This is a genomic window from Mesorhizobium sp. WSM4983 (assembly GCF_029625765.1).
In the GTDB taxonomy this organism is placed as follows: domain Bacteria; phylum Pseudomonadota; class Alphaproteobacteria; order Rhizobiales; family Rhizobiaceae; genus Mesorhizobium.
Window position 1 is genome coordinate 21,668 of sequence record NZ_JARTVM010000002.1, and the last position, 15,468, is coordinate 37,135.

Below are 15,468 nucleotides of genomic sequence, written 5' to 3' on the forward strand. Positions count from 1 at the left end.
TCGATTGCGCCTCGCCGCGCCCCCATATAGAGCGATTGACTTAATCGACCCATCCAAGGCTTATGTCCCTGCCCTCAGCAATATTCCGCAATGACGAGACCGGCCGCCAGCTCGTCTTTGACGGGCCGCTTGAGGTCATCACGGCGCGAACCGCGGACGAATTCACGCCGGCGCTGGAAGCGGCACAGGCCGCGTCCGACGCGGGCAAATGGCTGGCAGGCTATTTCTCCTATGAGGCAGGCTACCTGCTGGAGCCGAAACTGGTGCCGTTGCTGCCAGAGGGCCGCCGCGCGCCGCTGATCTGTCTCGGTGTCTTCGATGCGCCGCTCGAACAGGCTGTGCCGCGGAATGAAGGCCCCGCCAGCAACGGACCGATCTTCGACGCCCGCGCTTCCTGGTCCGCCGAGGACTACGCCGTCCGCTTCGCGCGCCTCCACCACCATATTCGCAAGGGCGACTGTTATCAGGGCAATCTGACCTTTCCGGTCCATGCGCAATGGTCGGGCGATCCGCTTGCCGCCTTCGAGGCGCTGACCGGGCGCCAGCCGGTGAAATACGGCGCGCTGATCTCGTTCGGCGATCCGATCGTGCTGTCGCGCTCGCCGGAACTCTTCTTCCAGATCGACGCCGACGGTATGATCGAGACGCACCCGATGAAGGGCACGGCGCCGCGCGGCGCCACCAAGGCCGAGGACGCGCGGCTGAAGGCGTTCCTGCGCAACGACGAGAAGAACCAGGCCGAGAACCGGATGATCGTCGATCTCCTGCGCAACGACATCTCGCTGATCAGCGAGGTCGGCACGCTGGAAGTGCCTGAGCTGTTCCGCATCGAGACCTACCCGACGGTGCACCAGATGGTGAGCCGGGTGCGGGCGAAGCTCCTGCCGGATATCGGTATTCGCCAAGTCTTCGCAGCACTCTTTCCTTGCGGCTCGATCACCGGCGCGCCGAAGATCCGCGCCATGGAGATCCTCCACGATTTGGAGGTGGTGCCGCGCGACGTCTATTGCGGCGCCATCGGCTGGGTCGCGCCCGGCGGCACGATGCGGTTCTCGGTGGCGATCCGCACCATCTCGCTCTTTGCCGACGGCGAGGCTGTCTACAATGTCGGCGGCGGCGTCGTCTTCGATTCCACCGCCGAGGAGGAGTACCGGGAGTGTCTTCTGAAAGCGCGCTTCGCGACGGGAACCGTGCCGACTTCGAGCTGATCGAGACCATGCGCTGGGAGCCTGGCTCGGGCTTCCTGCGCTTCGAGCGCCATCTTGCGCGGCTTTATGCCTCGGCCGCGGAACTCGGCTTTGCCTGCGATCCGCATCGGATCGGCGAGGTGCTGAAGAACGCGATCGGCGGGCAGCGGATCGCTTTGCGCACCCGGCTTGCGCTGCAGCGCAACGGCGAGGCGACAGTCGCCGCGCAGCCCTTTGAGCAGCTTCCCGCGGGCAGGGCATGGCGTCTGCAGCTGGCGCGGGTCCGGCTCGATTCCGGTAACTTGTTGCTGCGTCACAAGACCAGCCGCCGCGAAACCTACCAACAGGCGCGGGCCGAATACCTCGCCACCCGCGCCGACGAAGTGCTGCTCGCCAACGAGCGCGGAGAACTCTGCGAAGGCACGATCACCAATCTGTTCGCCGATTTCGGCGGCGGGGTGCTGGTGACGCCCCGGCTTGATTGCGGCCTGCTGCCTGGAGTATTGCGCGGCGAGCTTCTGGACGAAGGCCGCGCCGCGGAAGCGATCTACACCTTCGACGATCTGAAGTCGGCGCAGGCGATCTTCGTCGGCAACTCACTGCGCGGATTGATCCCGGCGCAACTCGGCTGATTGAGGCTGGGAGACATCAACTGGATAGCACCAGGCACGCATGACCATTCGCCAACCGACCCATACGCCCTATGACGGGTCCTCAAAGCTCTTCACCATCGGCCTGAAGCCGCTCGAGCTCAACCGCTGGATCGAGGTCGATCATTTGCTTCTGCCCCATCTCGCCGAGAAGCGGCGGCTTTACGCGGAGATCCCGGAAAAGATTTTTGTCGAGGAGGAAGAGACTCGCGATGCACAGCAAGAAGTGTTCGACCTTCTCGCCGGCTATCTTCCGGCAAAACATCCCGAGACCCACCGAGGTGCCGGCTCGGATGTCGAGGTCGTGGGCCTCGAAAGCGCGAGCAACGCGCTGCCGCCCGAATTGAACAAGGCGCCGCTCGCCCACGCGTCCCTGCTGGTGCAGGAAGACCTGATTATCATGCGCCGCGGCGATAACGGCTGGCGGCTCGCCGCCGGCTCGCTCTGCTTTCCGTCATCCTGGTCGCTCCAGGAGAAATTCGGCAAGCCGCTGCAACAGATCCACGCGCCCGTGCCCGGCTTCGGCCCCGGCACGCGGCCTGCCGACCTCATCAACCGCATGTTCGACGGCCTGCAGGGCCAAGCGGTCGAGCGCTTCAACTGGTCGATCCAGGCGGGCGACGCGCTCTATCATCCGCTTTCCAACGGGGAGCGCATCGACCGTGCCACGAACCGTCCGACGCGTTTTTCGGATGGTGACATCAACGCCCATGCCTTCATTCGCGTCGAGCGTCAGACCTTGCGCAAGCTGCCGGTGTCGCGCGACATCCTTTTCACCATTCGCATCCATCTCGACCCGCTGGCGGTGCTTGCCCGTCACCCCGACAAGGTCGCGCTTGCGGCCTCCTTCGCCGACCAGCTGAATGCTCTCGATCAGGCGCAGCTCGACTACAAGGGTTTGAGCGCGGACCGCGACCGGCTGGTTTCGTACCTCGCCGGCATGGCCATGGTGGCTTAACCAAACCGCCAGGCCGGTTTGGCCGTCGGTTGGCGGTTTTCGCTGGTTTGTGGCAATGATCTGTGATGTAGGGCTACCGGCGAAAAATGCCGGACTTTCCCATGTTTGAAGGAGTATACGAAAAAATGGCGAATGAGAACTGGCCCGTTTACGGTGAAATCACCGGCCCTGTCGTGATGATCGGCTTCGGCTCGATCGGACGGGGAACGCTGCCGCTGATCGAACGCCATTTCAAGTTCGACAAGTCGCGCATGGTGGTCATCGACCCGCGCGACAGCGACCGCATGCTGCTCGACGAGCGCGGCATCGCCTTCGTTCAGGACGCGGTGACCAGGAAGAACTACAAGAAGCTTCTGACCCCGCTTCTCACCAATGGCAGCGGTCAGGGCATGTGCGTCAACCTGTCGGTCGACACCTCCTCGCTCGAGTTGATGAAGCTCTGCCGCAAGCTCGGCGTGCTCTATATCGATACGGTGGTCGAGCCGTGGCTCGGCTTCTATTTCGACGACAAGGCCGACAATGCCTCGCGCACCAATTACGCGCTGCGCGAGAGCGTGCGCCAGGAGAAGGAGAAGGCTCCCGGCGGCACTACGGCGATCTCCTGCTGCGGCGCCAATCCTGGCATGGTCTCCTGGTTCGTCAAGCAGGCACTGGTCAACCTCGCCAACGATCTCGGGCTCGAGTTTGTGGTCCCGCCGGAGCACGACCGCGAGGGCTGGGCGAAGCTGATGAAGAAGGCCGGAGTCAAGGGCATCCACATCGCCGAGCGCGATACCCAGCGCACCAAGAAGCCGAAGCCGATGGACGTATTCTGGAACACCTGGTCGGTCGAGGGCTTCATCTCGGAAGGCCTGCAGCCGGCCGAGCTCGGCTGGGGCACGCATGAGACCTGGACGCCGAAGAACGGCAAGAAGCACAAGCACGGCTCGCAAGCGGCGATCTATCTGGAGCAGGCGGGCGCCAACACGCGCGTGCGCTCCTGGTGCCCGACGCCCGGCCCGCAATATGGCTTCCTGGTGACCCACAACGAGGCGATCTCGATCGCCGACTTCTTCACCGTGCGCGGCAAGAAGGGCAAGGTTCAGTATCGCCCGACCTGCCATTATGCCTATCACCCCTGCAACGATGCCGTGCTGTCGCTGCACGAGATGTTCGGCGCCGCCGGCAAGGCGCAACCGGTGCATCACGTGCTCGACGAGAACGAGCTGGTCGACGGCGTCGACGAGCTCGGCGTGCTGCTCTACGGCCATGCCAAGAACGCCTATTGGTACGGCTCACAGCTGTCGCTGGCCGAGGCGCGCAAGCTGGCGCCTTACCAGAACGCCACCGGCCTGCAGGTCACCTCGGCGGTGCTCGCCGGCATGGTCTGGGCGTTGGAAAATCCGATGGCCGGCATCGTGGAGGCCGACGAGATGGACTACCGGCGCTGCCTGGAAGTGCAGCTTCCCTATCTCGGGCCGGTCAGGGGCTACTACACCGACTGGACGCCGCTTGATAATCGCCCGGGGCTTTTCCCCGAGGATCTGGACAAGGACGATCCGTGGCAGTTCCGCAACATCCTGGTGCGATAGCAGCCAAGCCTACCCGCGTCTCCACCTTGCAATCGCCCGGAAATCGGGCGATTGAAGACGGGCGGCCTAGAGAAACGGGCGTTCCTTCGGACGCACAAAGTACTCTAGCACTTTGAATGCACGCATCGTGCTTTTCCGAAGATCGGAGATCGGTTTTCGGGCCGACGCGAGAGGAGAGGATTCTAAATGACCATTGCGCGCAAATTGCTTTCGGCAGGCGCCGCGGCAAGCCTTCTGGCCGCGGCCGCCTGCACCACCACCGGCCCTTCGGAGCCGATCGCAGCGGCGCCCAAGGGCGTCGAGGGCAACTGGATCGACGCCAAGGGCACCGGCCTCTCGACTTTCGCGGCCGGCAGCTTCACCACCGTCGCGACCGATACCGGCCAGAAGCTGTCCGAGGGCAGCTACACCATGACCGGCGCGACCTCGGTCGAGATCCACGGCACCTCGCTGATCCGCCAGACGCCGGTTAGCTTCAACTGCCTGATGGTCTCTACCAGCCAGCTCAACTGCACCAGCTCCAGTGGTCAGAATTTCGTGCTGACGCGCCGGGCCTGAGCTCAGGCAGAGATCGACTTTGTTGAGGATGGCGGCGCGAGCCGCCGTCCTTTTTTGTGCCGGCAAACCTCCTCCCGATTTCCGCTTGCATCGGCCAAAACGCGATGTGAACATGACCCGAAGCTGACTGTTACCTTCCAGCCAAGCGAGGGCTTTAAGCACTTCAAGTCAGCTCATCCGGGAGACGAGAATGAAGAAATTTGCCGCCATTGCCGCCCTTTCCGCATCAGCACTTGGCCTCTCGGCCGGAGCGTCTTTTGCCGACTACACGCTGAACATCCTGCATTTCAACGATTGGCATAGCCGCATCGAAGGCAACAACAAATACGAGTCGACATGTTCCGCGGAGGAGGAGACCAAAGGCGAGTGCATTGGCGGCGCCGGCCGGCTGGTCACTGCGATCGCGCAGGAGCGCAAGAAGCTCGAAGGTCAGAACGTGCTGCTGCTCAATGCAGGCGACAGCTTCCAGGGATCGCTGTTCTACATCACCTACAAGGGAGCAGCGGAGGAGGAATTCCTCAATCAGCTCAAGCCCGACGCGGTGACGCTCGGCAACCATGAGTTCGACGACGGCGAAAGCGCGCTTGTGCCTTACCTCGACAAGGCGAAGTTCCCGGTGGTCAGCGCCAACGTCGTGCCCAACGACAAGTCCGGCGCCCACGGCAAGGTCAAGCCGTCCATCGTGGTCGAGGTCGGCGGCCAGAAGATCGGCATCGTCGGCGCCGTCACCAACGACACTCCGGAACTCGCCTCGCCCGGCCCCAACATTGCCATCGCGGACGACGTCAAGTCGATCACCGCCGAGGTCGAGAAACTGAAGGCGCAGGGCATCAACAAGATCATCGCCGTCACCCATATCGGCTACAACCGCGAGCGCGACGTCATCGCGAAAATCCCCGGCGTCGACGTGGTGGTCGGCGGCCACAGCCACACGCTTTTGTCGAACACCGATCCGAAGGCGGCAGGCCCCTACCCGACGATGGTCGACAACCCCGACGGCTACAAGGTGCCGGTGGTGCAGGCGGCGTCCTATTCGAAATATCTCGGCGAATTCAAGGTCGTGTTCGACGACAACGGGGTCGTCAAGTCGGCCAGCGGCGACCCGATCTTTCTCGACAAGTCGATCACCCCTGATCCGGCGGTGCTCGCCCGCATCAAGGAGCTTGGCGCGCCGATCGAGGCGCTGAAGAACAAGGAAGTGGCGGAGACCACCAAGCCAATCGATGGCAGTCGTGAAAGCTGCCGCGCCCGCGAATGCGAAATGGGCAATCTCGTCTCCGACGCTGTCCTCGATCGGGTCAAGGGCCAGGGCGTCGAGATCGTCATCTCGAATGGCGGCGGACTGCGCGCCTCGATCGACCAGGGCACCGTGACCATGGGCGAGGTGCTGACGGTGCTGCCTTTTCAGAACACGCTGGCGACCTTCAAGATCTCCGGCAAGGATCTGGTCGCCGGTCTCGAAAGCGGCGTCAGCCAGGTCGAGGACGGCGCCGGCCGCTTCCCGCAGGTGGCCGGCTTGAAATATACCTTCGACAAGTCGGTCGCGCCCAATGCCGGTCGCGTCAAATCGGTCGAGGTGATGGAGAACGGCGCCTGGGTGCCGATCAACCCGGACAAGCAGTATCTCGTCGCCACCAACAACTACGTCCGCCAGGGCGGCGACGGCTACAAGGTCTTCGCCGAAAAGGCCACGGACGCCTATGACTACGGCCCGGGCCTGGAGCAGGTGGTGGCCGACTATCTCGGCGCGCACCGCCCCTACACGCCGAAGCTCGACGGCCGCATCACCGAGATCGGCGCCACGACAGCGGCCGCGGAGCCGGCAAAACCTGCCGAGACCGCCACGACGCCGCCTGCCGCCCAACCCGCGAAGCCGGCCGAGACGGCGCCGGCGGCCACCGAGCCTGCCATGCCGGCTTTGCCGTCCAATTCCGGCGACATCGCCGGGACGCCGCCGGCCGTTCCGACCGAGACGGCACCGGCAACGTCGGAGACAGCAAAACCTGCCGAGACTGCGCCGGCGGCCGCCGCCCCTGCGACCGAATCCGCCAAGCCGGCCGAAACAGCGCCCGCCGAGGCCAAGCCGGCCGCGACCGGTCCGGGGGCCAGCCCAGAGACCAGCCATGTGGTTGCCGCCGGCGACACCTATTGGGATCTGGCCAAGAAAAACTATGGCGACGGCAGCAAATGGAAGCTGATCTCCGAGGCCAACAAGGACTACAGGCCGCGCCGTCTGCCGCTCGGAGCAACGCTGACCATTCCGCCGGCCGCAAAGTAATCTTTCGCCGGAAGTTCATGGCGCCCGTCCGGGAGACCGGACGGGTGTTCCGTCTTCAGACGCAAACGCGGTAAGGTGCGTCCAGACGCAGCATTCCAAAACCGGCATGGCATCGCTAGTTTTCGCACCGACAACCGGAGACCGTCGATGACGCTTGCCAATCCTGCCGATGCGAAAGCCGCCAAGACCGCCGGTCCGGCGCCGGCGGGTGCCGCGCCGGTGAAAGCGGGCAAGATCGGCATCATGCTGATCAATCTCGGCACGCCCGACGGCACCGATTTCAAGCCGATGTGGCGCTATCTCAGAGAATTCCTCTCCGATCCGCGCGTCATCGAGCTCAACAAGGCGATCTGGTATCCGATCCTCTATGGGCTGGTTCTCACAACGCGACCGAAAAAGTCCGGCGCCAACTACGCCAGGATCTGGAACCGGGAGAAGAACGAGTCGCCGTTGCGCACCTTCACCCGCTCGCAGGCGGAGAAGCTCGCGGTTGCGCTTGCTGATTTGCCGGACGTCGTGGTCGACTGGGCCATGCGCTACGGCAATCCCTCGACCGGCAGCGTCCTCCGACGGCTGGTCGAGCAGGGCTGCGAGCGCATCCTCACTTTTCCGCTCTATCCGCAATATTCGGCGACGACCACGGCGACCGCGAACGACCAGCTGTTCCGGGCGCTGATGAAGATCAGGCGAGCGCCGGCGATCCGCAGCGTGCCGCCCTATTATGACGAGCCGGTCTATATCGACGCCCTCGCCCGTTCGATCGAGCAAAACCTGGCGACGCTCGATGTCGCGCCGGAGGTAGTGATCACCTCCTACCACGGCATCCCAAAACCCTATTCCGACAAGGGTGACCCTTACCAGGCGCATTGCCTCGAGACGACGCGGCTGCTCAGGGCAAGGCTCGGCTGGGACGAGAAGAAGCTCATCACCACCTTCCAGTCGCGCTTCGGCGCCCAGGAATGGCTCCAGCCCTACACCGACGTCACTGTCGAGAAGCTGGCGAAGGACGGCGTCCAATCGATCGCGGTCGTCAATCCGGGTTTTTCCGTCGACTGTATCGAGACGCTGGACGAGATCGGCCGCGAGGCCGCCGAGACATTCCACCATGCCGGCGGCAAGAACTTCGCCCACATCCCCTGCCTCAACGACAGCGCCGAGGGCATGGCGGTGATCGAGGCGCTGGTGCGGCGGGAACTGTCAGGCTGGGTCTGACGTCCAATAATAGGCGTCGAAACCGGTTCGCAACAGCCTTCGCTAACCAATATTCGCGATCACCTGATTGTAACGCTTCGGAAACACACTTAAGTGATTCCGCGAGGTCGCCGCCTTTTGAGGGAGAAACGAAATGGGGTTTAGCGGTTTCGATATTGCCATCATTGTTCTTGTATTCCTCGTCATCATCCTTCTTTTCAAAGGCATCAGAACGGTGCCGCAGGGCTACAACTACACGGTGGAGCGTTTCGGCCGCTACACCAAGACGCTGACGCCCGGCCTGAACATCATCAACCCGATCTTCGAGCGCGTAGGCGCCAAGATGAACATGATGGAGCAGGTGCTCGATGTCCCGACGCAGGAGATCATCACCCGCGACAATGCAATCGTCGGCGTCGACGGCGTCGCCTTCTACCAGGTGCTGAATGCCCCGCAGGCCGCCTATCAGGTCTCCGGGCTGCAGAACGCCATCCTCAACCTCACCATGACCAACATCCGTACCGTCATGGGCTCGATGGACCTCGACGAATTGCTGTCCAACCGCGATGCGATCAACGAACGGCTGCTGCGCGTCGTCGATGAGGCCGCGCACCCGTGGGGCATCAAGATCACCCGCGTCGAGATCAAGGACATCAACCCGCCGGCCAATCTGGTGGATTCGATGAGCCGCCAGATGATCGCCGAGCGCGACAAGCGCGCCCAGATCCTGGCCGCCGAAGGCATGAAGCAGTCGCAGATCCTCGAGGCCGAAGGCCGCAGGGAAGCCGCTTTCCGCGATGCCGAGGCGCGCGAGCGTTCCGCCGAGGCGGAGGCCAGGGCGACCCAGGTGGTGTCGGAAGCCATCGCCAAGGGCGACGTGCAGGCGATCAACTACTTCATCGCGCAGAAATACACCGAGGCGCTGGCCAGGATCGGCTCGTCCAGCAACAACAAGATCGTGCTCATGCCGTTCGAAGCCTCATCGCTGATCGGTTCGCTCGGCGGCATCGGCGAGATCGCCCGCGAAGTGTTCAAGGCCGACGGCCCTTCCGGCCCGCAACGTCAGGGGGCGCGCACGCCGCTCGTGCGACCGTCGGACAATTGAGTCACGCCATCTGGGTGGGAGAACGTCAATGATCGATCGCATCGTCTCGGAACTCGGGCCGTGGAACTGGATGGTCCTCGGCTTCGTGCTGCTGGTGATGGAAATCGTGGCGCCCGGCGTGTTCATGCTGTGGATCGGCATCGCCGCGCTGATCATCGGCGCGGTATCGCTGCTGATTTGGGACGCTGCCTTCTGGACCTGGCAGCTCCAGGTGCTCGCCTTCCTCGTGCTCTCTCTGGTCTCAGCCTTCGTCGGCAAGAAGCTGGTGGGCGATCGTGCCGTCAATGCGGACCAGCCGCTGCTCAACCGCCGCGGCGCTCAGATGGTCGGCCGCACGGCGACATTGGCCGAGCCCATCAAGAATGGCCGCGGCCGCATCCGCCTCGGCGACACGCTGTGGCGTGTCTCCGGCCCGGACCTGCCCGTCGGCACCCAGGTGCGTGTGACCGGCGCCGCCGACACCGATCTGGAGCTGACGGTGGAGGCCGTCTGAGTTTGCGGGTTTCCTATTCTGAAGCCGTTTGGGAATCAGGCCTGCGTGTCCTGAGTCTCGCCCATCTCAGGCGGCGCCGATGCGCAGCAGATCGTGCAGATGCACCAGCCCCACGGGGCGATCGGCCTCGACCACCATCAGGCTGGTGATGGCCGACGTATTGATCGTCTGCAGCGCCGTCGCCACCAGCGTGTCGGGGGCAGCCGTCTTCGGCTTCTTTGTCATCACCTCATCGACGTTCATCGACAGAAGATCATCGGCAATGTGGCGGCGGATGTCGCCATCGGTGATGATGCCGATCAGCGCACCGTCGGCGCCGGTGATCGCCACGCAGCCAAAACCCTTGCGCGACAACTCAACGATCGCTTCGCGCATTCCCGTGCCCGACGGTACCAGCGGCAGCCGCTCGCCGACATGCATGATCTCGCGCAGTTGCATCAGATTGGCGCCGAGCTGACCGCCGGGATGGAAGGTGCGGAAATGGTCCGGCGTGAAGCCGCGCGCCTCGAGCAGCGCGATCGCCAGCGCATCGCCCATGACCAGCTGCAGCAGCGCCGATGTCGTCGGCGCCAGCCCGTGCGGACAGGCCTCCGGCGAGGCCGGCAGCAACAGCACGACGTCGGCGGCGCGCGCCAGCGCCGAATTCTCGCCCGAGGTGATGGCGACCAGTGGGATCGAAAAGCGTCTGGAATAGGCGACGATGCCCATCAGTTCCTTGCTCTCGCCCGACCAAGACATGGCGATGATGGCGTCGTCCCCGGCGATCATGCCGAGATCGCCGTGATTGGCCTCGGCCGGATGGACGAAGAAGGCAGGCGTGCCGGTCGAGGCGAGCGTCGCTGCAATCTTTGAGCCGATATGCCCGCTCTTGCCGACGCCGGTGACGATGACTCGGCCCTCGATCCGCGCGATGGCATCCACTGCGGCAGCGAACGGTTCGGACAAGCCGTTGCCGAGAGCGGCTGCAAGCGCGGCCATGCCGGCCTGCTCCGTCGCCACCGTTCTCAGCGCCGATTCAATCGCTGCCTGCCTGTCCGGCTGCTTTCTTTCTGAGGACCCCGCGTGCATGGCAGATGCCATTAGCGCCATGTCGCCCGCCTGTCCAACGGAATTCCCGTCTCGCGTGCGTCGCGGACAAGGGCCCTTGGCCTGTTTCAACCCTCCGTTAACCATCCGCATTTACGGTCCGGTAAGTATGGCGCGCCTGCGCCGCGCAAGCAGTGGTGATGATGTCCGGGGGCGAGCCAGATACGAAAAAGGGCCGGAAGTGCATTGCCGTTGCAGCGCTTTTGCTGACGGCAAGCATTGTCGCCTTGCTGCGCACCGTGCCGGCATTTTCGCAAGAAACCGAGTTGCGCGGCGAGGTCTCCGAATCGGCAATCCTGGCCGACCAGCAACGCAAGGCCGGACAATTGCGCCCGCAGGGATCGCTGGATCAAGCGGTTCCGGCGACCCAGATGGCTGAGGACCAGACGACCGCCAACCCTTATGAGCCAGCAAGCCCAGGCGCGGTGCCCGACGACGACCAGACCGGGGGCGCGGCGGGCAGCATATTCGACCAGCCGCAAGCCACCGACGACCCCTTCGCCGACAATCAAACAATGGCCGCGCCACGCCGGCCTTCGACTGCCAGGCAGGGCGCGGCGGGTGCCAACGCGAAAAGCGATGCCAAGGCGGCCGACAAGAAAAACGCCAAGAAGAAGCCTGGCCAGACGGCCGACAGCACGGCCAAGGCCGCCACCGGCGATCCGGCCGAAACGGCGGCCACCGAGGATGACGGCGCGAACCGCCGCGCCGTCACCATCGACAGCGTCGACCGGCAGAAGCTCGATCCCGGCGCGGAGCGCACAGGATCGATCGAGGGCCAGAAAGTGAAGCTGGAGGACGATGCCTTCGCCGCCCCCGGCATCAAGGTCGGGACCTTTGTCTTCCGTCCGACACTCGAGCAAGGCCTCACCGCGACTTCCAATGCCGATGCCAGCGCCGGCGGCAGGTCGGCTGTGCTGTCCGAAACCGCGCTGCGTTTCTCCGCCACCTCCGACTGGCGCGAGAATTCGGCCGTCGTCGACGGCTACGGCCTTTTTCGCAACACGCTTTCGGGCCAGAAGATCAACGATGCGCAGGGCCGGATCGAAGGCCAGCTCACTGTCGACCTCGACAATGAACTGCGCGCCATCGCCAAGCTCGGGTATGAAGCGGTGCCGGAATCGGCGTCCTCGCCGGATGCGATTGCCGGCGTCACCTCACAGCCGCTGCGGCAGACGGTCGACGGCAGCCTCGGCATCGAGAAGGATGTCGGCAAGATGCGCTACGCGCTGACCGGCGCGGTCTCGCATGACTTCTACGGCGACGCCAAGCTCTCGGACGGCACCGTCTTGTCGCTGAAGGATCGCGACTCGACACTCTACTCTGCGACCTTGCGTACCGGCTACCAGGTCTCACCGGCCATGACGCCATTCCTTGAGGTGGAAGCCGGCCGGCGGATCTACGATCTGCGCCTCGACAGCAACGGTTTCGAGCGCTCCTCGACGCGGCTCGGCGCGCGTGCCGGCGTCGAGCTCGACATGCGCGAGAAGCTCTCCGGCGAGTTCTCCGTCGGATGGCTGCGCGAAGGCATCGACGACGACCGTCTGCCGGCGATTGCGGGGCCCTACGTCAACGCCGACCTCAGATGGTCGCCCGAGCGCGGCACCATCATCGGACTGACCGGAAGAACCACGGTCGAGACCACGACCATCGCTAACGAGAGCGGCGACCTCCTCTATTCGGGCCGGCTCACCGGCGAGCGGCAGGTCCGCGCCAACCTGACGGCGAATACAGCGCTGGGGCTCGATTGGCGCGACTACATCGGCTCCGATGGCCACGATCTGGTCCTGAGCGCCGAGGCCGGCCTGACCTGGTGGCTGAACCGCTATGCCGGCCTCACCACAAGAATCAGGACGGAGAAGCTCACCAGCAACCTTCCCGGTCGCGACTATGTCGCCAACAGCGTCTATCTCGGCCTGAAGGTGCAGCGCTGACACTTCGTGATCCTCGCGCCAGCGATGCGGACGCGGAGATCCGAAGGATCCGCTCCGCTTAGCCAGCACCTAGGAAGCGGCGCCGATCCGCTCCGCCGGCCGCACCTCATCCAGCAGCGTGCGGATGACCCCGGCCATGCTCGCATTCATGTCGCTGCGCCAGAGCGCGAAGGCGACATTGGCCTCGACGAAGCCTTCCGGCGAGCCGCAGTCGAAGGTGCGCCCCTTATAGTGATAGCCGTAGAAGGCCTGCTGCTTCTCCAGCTTCAGCATCGCATCCGTCAGCTGGATCTCGTTGCCGGCGCCGCGCTCCTGGCTTTCGAGGATGCCGAAAATCTCCGGTTGCAGGATGTAGCGCCCGTTGATGAAGAGATTGGAGGGCGCCGTGCCAGCCTTCGGCTTCTCCACCATGCCGGTGATGCGAAAACCGTGATGGGTGTCCTCGCCACGGCCGACGATGCCGTATTTATGGGCCTCGGCCGGGTCGCATTCCTGTACGGCGATGATGTTGTTCCCGGTCTCGGCATAGAGTTCGACCATATCCTTCATGCAGCTTTTTTCCGACTGCATGATCATGTCGGGCAAAAGCAGCGCGAACGGTTCGTCACCGACCAGCTCACGCGCGCACCAGACGGCATGGCCAAGCCCCATCGGCACCTGCTGGCGGGTGAAGCTGGTCTGGCCCGGCGCTGGCTGCAGCCGCTGCAGGCGGGCGAGCTGGTCGTCCTTGCCGCGCTGGGCGAGCGTATCATAGAGCTCGAACTGGACGTCGAAGTGATCCTCGATGACCGCCTTGTTGCGCCCGGTCACGAAAATGAAATGCTCGATGCCGGCGTCGCGCGCCTCGTCGACCACATATTGAATGACCGGCCGGTCGACGACCGTTAGCATCTCCTTCGGGATGGCCTTGGTGGCCGGAAGAAACCGTGTGCCGAGACCGGCGACCGGGAAAACTGCCTTGCGAACTCGCTTCATGCTCCACCCATCCGTTTAAGCCCATTATCCGCGCGGCCATCCGCTCCGCAATCCCCCCGAACATTTTCGCGCCGGAATGTTGAATTATCCGAGCGGATGGCTTGAAAATCGAAAGTTAAAGCACCGACCTCTCTTTTCGTTCCTAATGGCACCTATGGTAAACTAAATACTAACCGGCTTCGGCGTTGAATGATCCTTCCTAATTTTGATGAAGGAGGAAAAGGATGTCCGTTCGCAACAGCGCAAGGCGCCTGGCGGCATTTTTGACGGCCGCGGGCCTCACGCTTGCCTTGCTGATGCCCGCCGGACCCGCTTTCGCCGATGCGGGTTTCCGCCAGTGGGTCGCGGGCTTTCGTGCCACCGCGGTTTCGGGAGGCGTTTCCGGCGCAGTCTACGACAGGGCCATGAGGGGCATCGAGCCCGACCCGGTCGTGCTGGAAAAGGCCCGCACCCAGCCGGAATTCACCGCCCCCGCCTGGGATTATTTCGACAACCGGGTGCATGACCAGTCGGTGACCAATGGTCAGGCAATGGCGCGCAAATGGAAGCCATGGCTGGATCGGATCGAGGCACGGTTCGGTGTCGATCGCCATATCCTTCTCGCCATCTGGTCGATGGAATCGAACTATGGCGAGATCCTCAAGCGCGACGACATCATGCGCAATGTCATCCGTTCGCTGGCGACCCTTGCCTATGGCGACCCGAAGCGCTCGAAATATGCCCGAACCCAGCTGATCGCGGCGCTGAAGATCCTGCAGACCGGCGACATCGACGAAAGCCATCTCATGGGTTCCTGGGCGGGCGCGATGGGTCAGACCCAGTTCATCCCGACCAGCTATCAGCACTACGCGGTGGACATGGACGGCAATGGCCGGCGCGACATCTGGAATTCGATACCCGACGCGTTGGCGACTGCCGCCAACCTGCTCAGGAAGAACGGCTGGCAGGCCGGCAAGACCTGGGGCTATGAAGTGACCTTGCCGCCGGGCAAGCTGCCGGCCGGATCGAAGACGCTGGCGCAGTGGCAGGCGCTCGGGGTGGCCAGGGCCAACGGCAAGCCGTTCAGGAACCTGAGCGACAAGGCGACGCTCAAGGTGCCGGACGGCAGGGGCGGACCGGCCTTCCTGATGATCAGGAATTTCTCGGTCATCAAGGCTTACAACAATGCCGACAAATATGCTTTGGCCGTCGGCCTGCTCGCCGACGAAATCGCCGGTGGCACCGGGCTTGTGCAGGACTGGCAGCGGCCGTTCACCAAGCTCAGCTTCGAGCAACGGCAGGAACTGCAGAAGCGGCTTTCCGAGCACGGTTATTATGACGGCAAGTTCGACGGGAAGATCGGCGAGGGGTCGAAGGCCGCCATCATGGCCTACCAGGCGAAGGTAGGCTTGAGCCAGGATGGCTATCCGAGCCTGGAAGTGCTGAAATGGCTCCGGAAGCAATAGAGCCGCCCATGGCGTCAAGCATCCTTTCAAAAGCGGA

At 63.8% G+C, this 15,468-nt stretch carries 13 protein-coding genes; 11 read left to right on the top strand and 2 right to left on the bottom strand.

Annotated elements, in window-relative coordinates; all coding sequences use genetic code 11:
- The first annotated feature begins 62 nt into the window (after positions 1 to 62).
- From P9254_RS07405 to P9254_RS07445, 9 genes are all read left to right on the top strand, one after another.
- Positions 63 to 1,208: an aminodeoxychorismate synthase component I gene (locus P9254_RS07405; RefSeq protein WP_127240935.1), complete on the top strand. Its 1,146-nt coding sequence runs from the start codon at positions 63 to 65 to the stop codon at positions 1,206 to 1,208.
- Positions 1,157 to 1,819 carry an aminotransferase class IV family protein gene (locus P9254_RS07410; RefSeq protein WP_127240934.1) on the top strand — a complete coding sequence of 221 codons (663 nt, stop codon included), beginning with the start codon at positions 1,157 to 1,159 and terminating at the stop codon, positions 1,817 to 1,819. The genes P9254_RS07405 and P9254_RS07410 overlap by 52 nt, the downstream gene beginning before the upstream one ends.
- A gap of 40 nt (positions 1,820 to 1,859) precedes the next feature.
- On the top strand, positions 1,860 to 2,795 hold the full coding sequence (locus P9254_RS07415) for a heme-dependent oxidative N-demethylase family protein (protein WP_127240933.1): 936 nt from the start codon (positions 1,860 to 1,862) through the stop codon (positions 2,793 to 2,795).
- A gap of 125 nt (positions 2,796 to 2,920) precedes the next feature.
- Positions 2,921 to 4,366 carry a homospermidine synthase gene (locus P9254_RS07420; RefSeq protein WP_095823421.1) on the top strand — a complete coding sequence of 482 codons (1,446 nt, stop codon included), beginning with the start codon at positions 2,921 to 2,923 and terminating at the stop codon, positions 4,364 to 4,366.
- 186 nt (positions 4,367 to 4,552) lie between these two features.
- Entirely contained in the window at positions 4,553 to 4,924 is a 372-nt protein-coding gene (locus P9254_RS07425) for a hypothetical protein (RefSeq protein WP_067002507.1), read from the top strand.
- 190 nt (positions 4,925 to 5,114) lie between these two features.
- On the top strand, positions 5,115 to 7,202 hold the full coding sequence (locus P9254_RS07430) for a 5'-nucleotidase C-terminal domain-containing protein (protein ID WP_127240931.1): 2,088 nt from the start codon (positions 5,115 to 5,117) through the stop codon (positions 7,200 to 7,202).
- 147 nt (positions 7,203 to 7,349) lie between these two features.
- A complete protein-coding gene (gene hemH, locus P9254_RS07435; protein WP_127240930.1) occupies positions 7,350 to 8,414 on the top strand; it encodes a ferrochelatase in 1,065 nt (354 codons plus the stop codon).
- A gap of 133 nt (positions 8,415 to 8,547) precedes the next feature.
- Positions 8,548 to 9,498, top strand: coding sequence for an SPFH domain-containing protein (locus P9254_RS07440; RefSeq protein WP_278053031.1), 951 nt, complete (start codon positions 8,548 to 8,550; stop codon positions 9,496 to 9,498).
- Positions 9,499 to 9,526: 28 nt separating this feature from the next.
- Positions 9,527 to 9,991: an NfeD family protein gene (locus P9254_RS07445; protein WP_067325928.1), complete on the top strand. Its 465-nt coding sequence runs from the start codon at positions 9,527 to 9,529 to the stop codon at positions 9,989 to 9,991.
- Positions 9,992 to 10,057: 66 nt separating this feature from the next.
- Here P9254_RS07445 and P9254_RS07450 read toward each other — a convergent pair whose 3' ends face one another.
- Entirely contained in the window at positions 10,058 to 11,059 is a 1,002-nt protein-coding gene (locus P9254_RS07450) for a KpsF/GutQ family sugar-phosphate isomerase (RefSeq protein ID WP_095800646.1), read from the bottom strand.
- Positions 11,060 to 11,220: 161 nt separating this feature from the next.
- On the opposite strand from P9254_RS07450, the gene P9254_RS07455 reads away from it, so the two are divergent.
- Positions 11,221 to 13,011: an outer membrane beta-barrel protein gene (locus P9254_RS07455; protein ID WP_278053558.1), complete on the top strand. Its 1,791-nt coding sequence runs from the start codon at positions 11,221 to 11,223 to the stop codon at positions 13,009 to 13,011.
- Positions 13,012 to 13,080: 69 nt separating this feature from the next.
- Here P9254_RS07455 and galU read toward each other — a convergent pair whose 3' ends face one another.
- Positions 13,081 to 13,986, bottom strand: a complete 906-nt coding sequence (gene galU, locus P9254_RS07460; protein ID WP_095777124.1) for a UTP--glucose-1-phosphate uridylyltransferase GalU — start codon at positions 13,984 to 13,986, stop codon at positions 13,081 to 13,083.
- A 224-nt stretch (positions 13,987 to 14,210) separates the two neighbouring features.
- Here galU and P9254_RS07465 point away from each other — a divergent pair, with 224 nt between their 5' ends.
- Entirely contained in the window at positions 14,211 to 15,431 is a 1,221-nt protein-coding gene (locus P9254_RS07465; RefSeq protein WP_095800476.1) for a lytic murein transglycosylase, read from the top strand.
- Positions 15,432 to 15,468 lie beyond the last annotated feature (37 nt).

Excerpts from the sequence above, each read along its gene's own strand:
- P9254_RS07405 (WP_127240935.1), top strand. The coding sequence starts at position 63 with ATGTCCCTGCCCTCAGCAATATTCCGCAATGACGAGACCGGCCGCCAG.
- P9254_RS07415 (WP_127240933.1), top strand. The coding sequence starts at position 1,860 with ATGACCATTCGCCAACCGACCCATACGCCCTATGACGGGTCCTCAAAG.
- P9254_RS07420 (WP_095823421.1), top strand. The coding sequence starts at position 2,921 with ATGGCGAATGAGAACTGGCCCGTTTACGGTGAAATCACCGGCCCTGTC.
- P9254_RS07425 (WP_067002507.1), top strand. The coding sequence starts at position 4,553 with ATGACCATTGCGCGCAAATTGCTTTCGGCAGGCGCCGCGGCAAGCCTT.
- P9254_RS07430 (WP_127240931.1), top strand. The coding sequence starts at position 5,115 with ATGAAGAAATTTGCCGCCATTGCCGCCCTTTCCGCATCAGCACTTGGC.
- hemH (WP_127240930.1), top strand. The coding sequence starts at position 7,350 with ATGACGCTTGCCAATCCTGCCGATGCGAAAGCCGCCAAGACCGCCGGT.
- P9254_RS07440 (WP_278053031.1), top strand. The coding sequence starts at position 8,548 with ATGGGGTTTAGCGGTTTCGATATTGCCATCATTGTTCTTGTATTCCTC.
- P9254_RS07445 (WP_067325928.1), top strand. The coding sequence starts at position 9,527 with ATGATCGATCGCATCGTCTCGGAACTCGGGCCGTGGAACTGGATGGTC.
- P9254_RS07450 (WP_095800646.1), bottom strand. The coding sequence starts at position 11,059 with ATGCACGCGGGGTCCTCAGAAAGAAAGCAGCCGGACAGGCAGGCAGCG.
- P9254_RS07455 (WP_278053558.1), top strand. The coding sequence starts at position 11,221 with ATGTCCGGGGGCGAGCCAGATACGAAAAAGGGCCGGAAGTGCATTGCC.
- galU (WP_095777124.1), bottom strand. The coding sequence starts at position 13,986 with ATGAAGCGAGTTCGCAAGGCAGTTTTCCCGGTCGCCGGTCTCGGCACA.
- P9254_RS07465 (WP_095800476.1), top strand. The coding sequence starts at position 14,211 with ATGTCCGTTCGCAACAGCGCAAGGCGCCTGGCGGCATTTTTGACGGCC.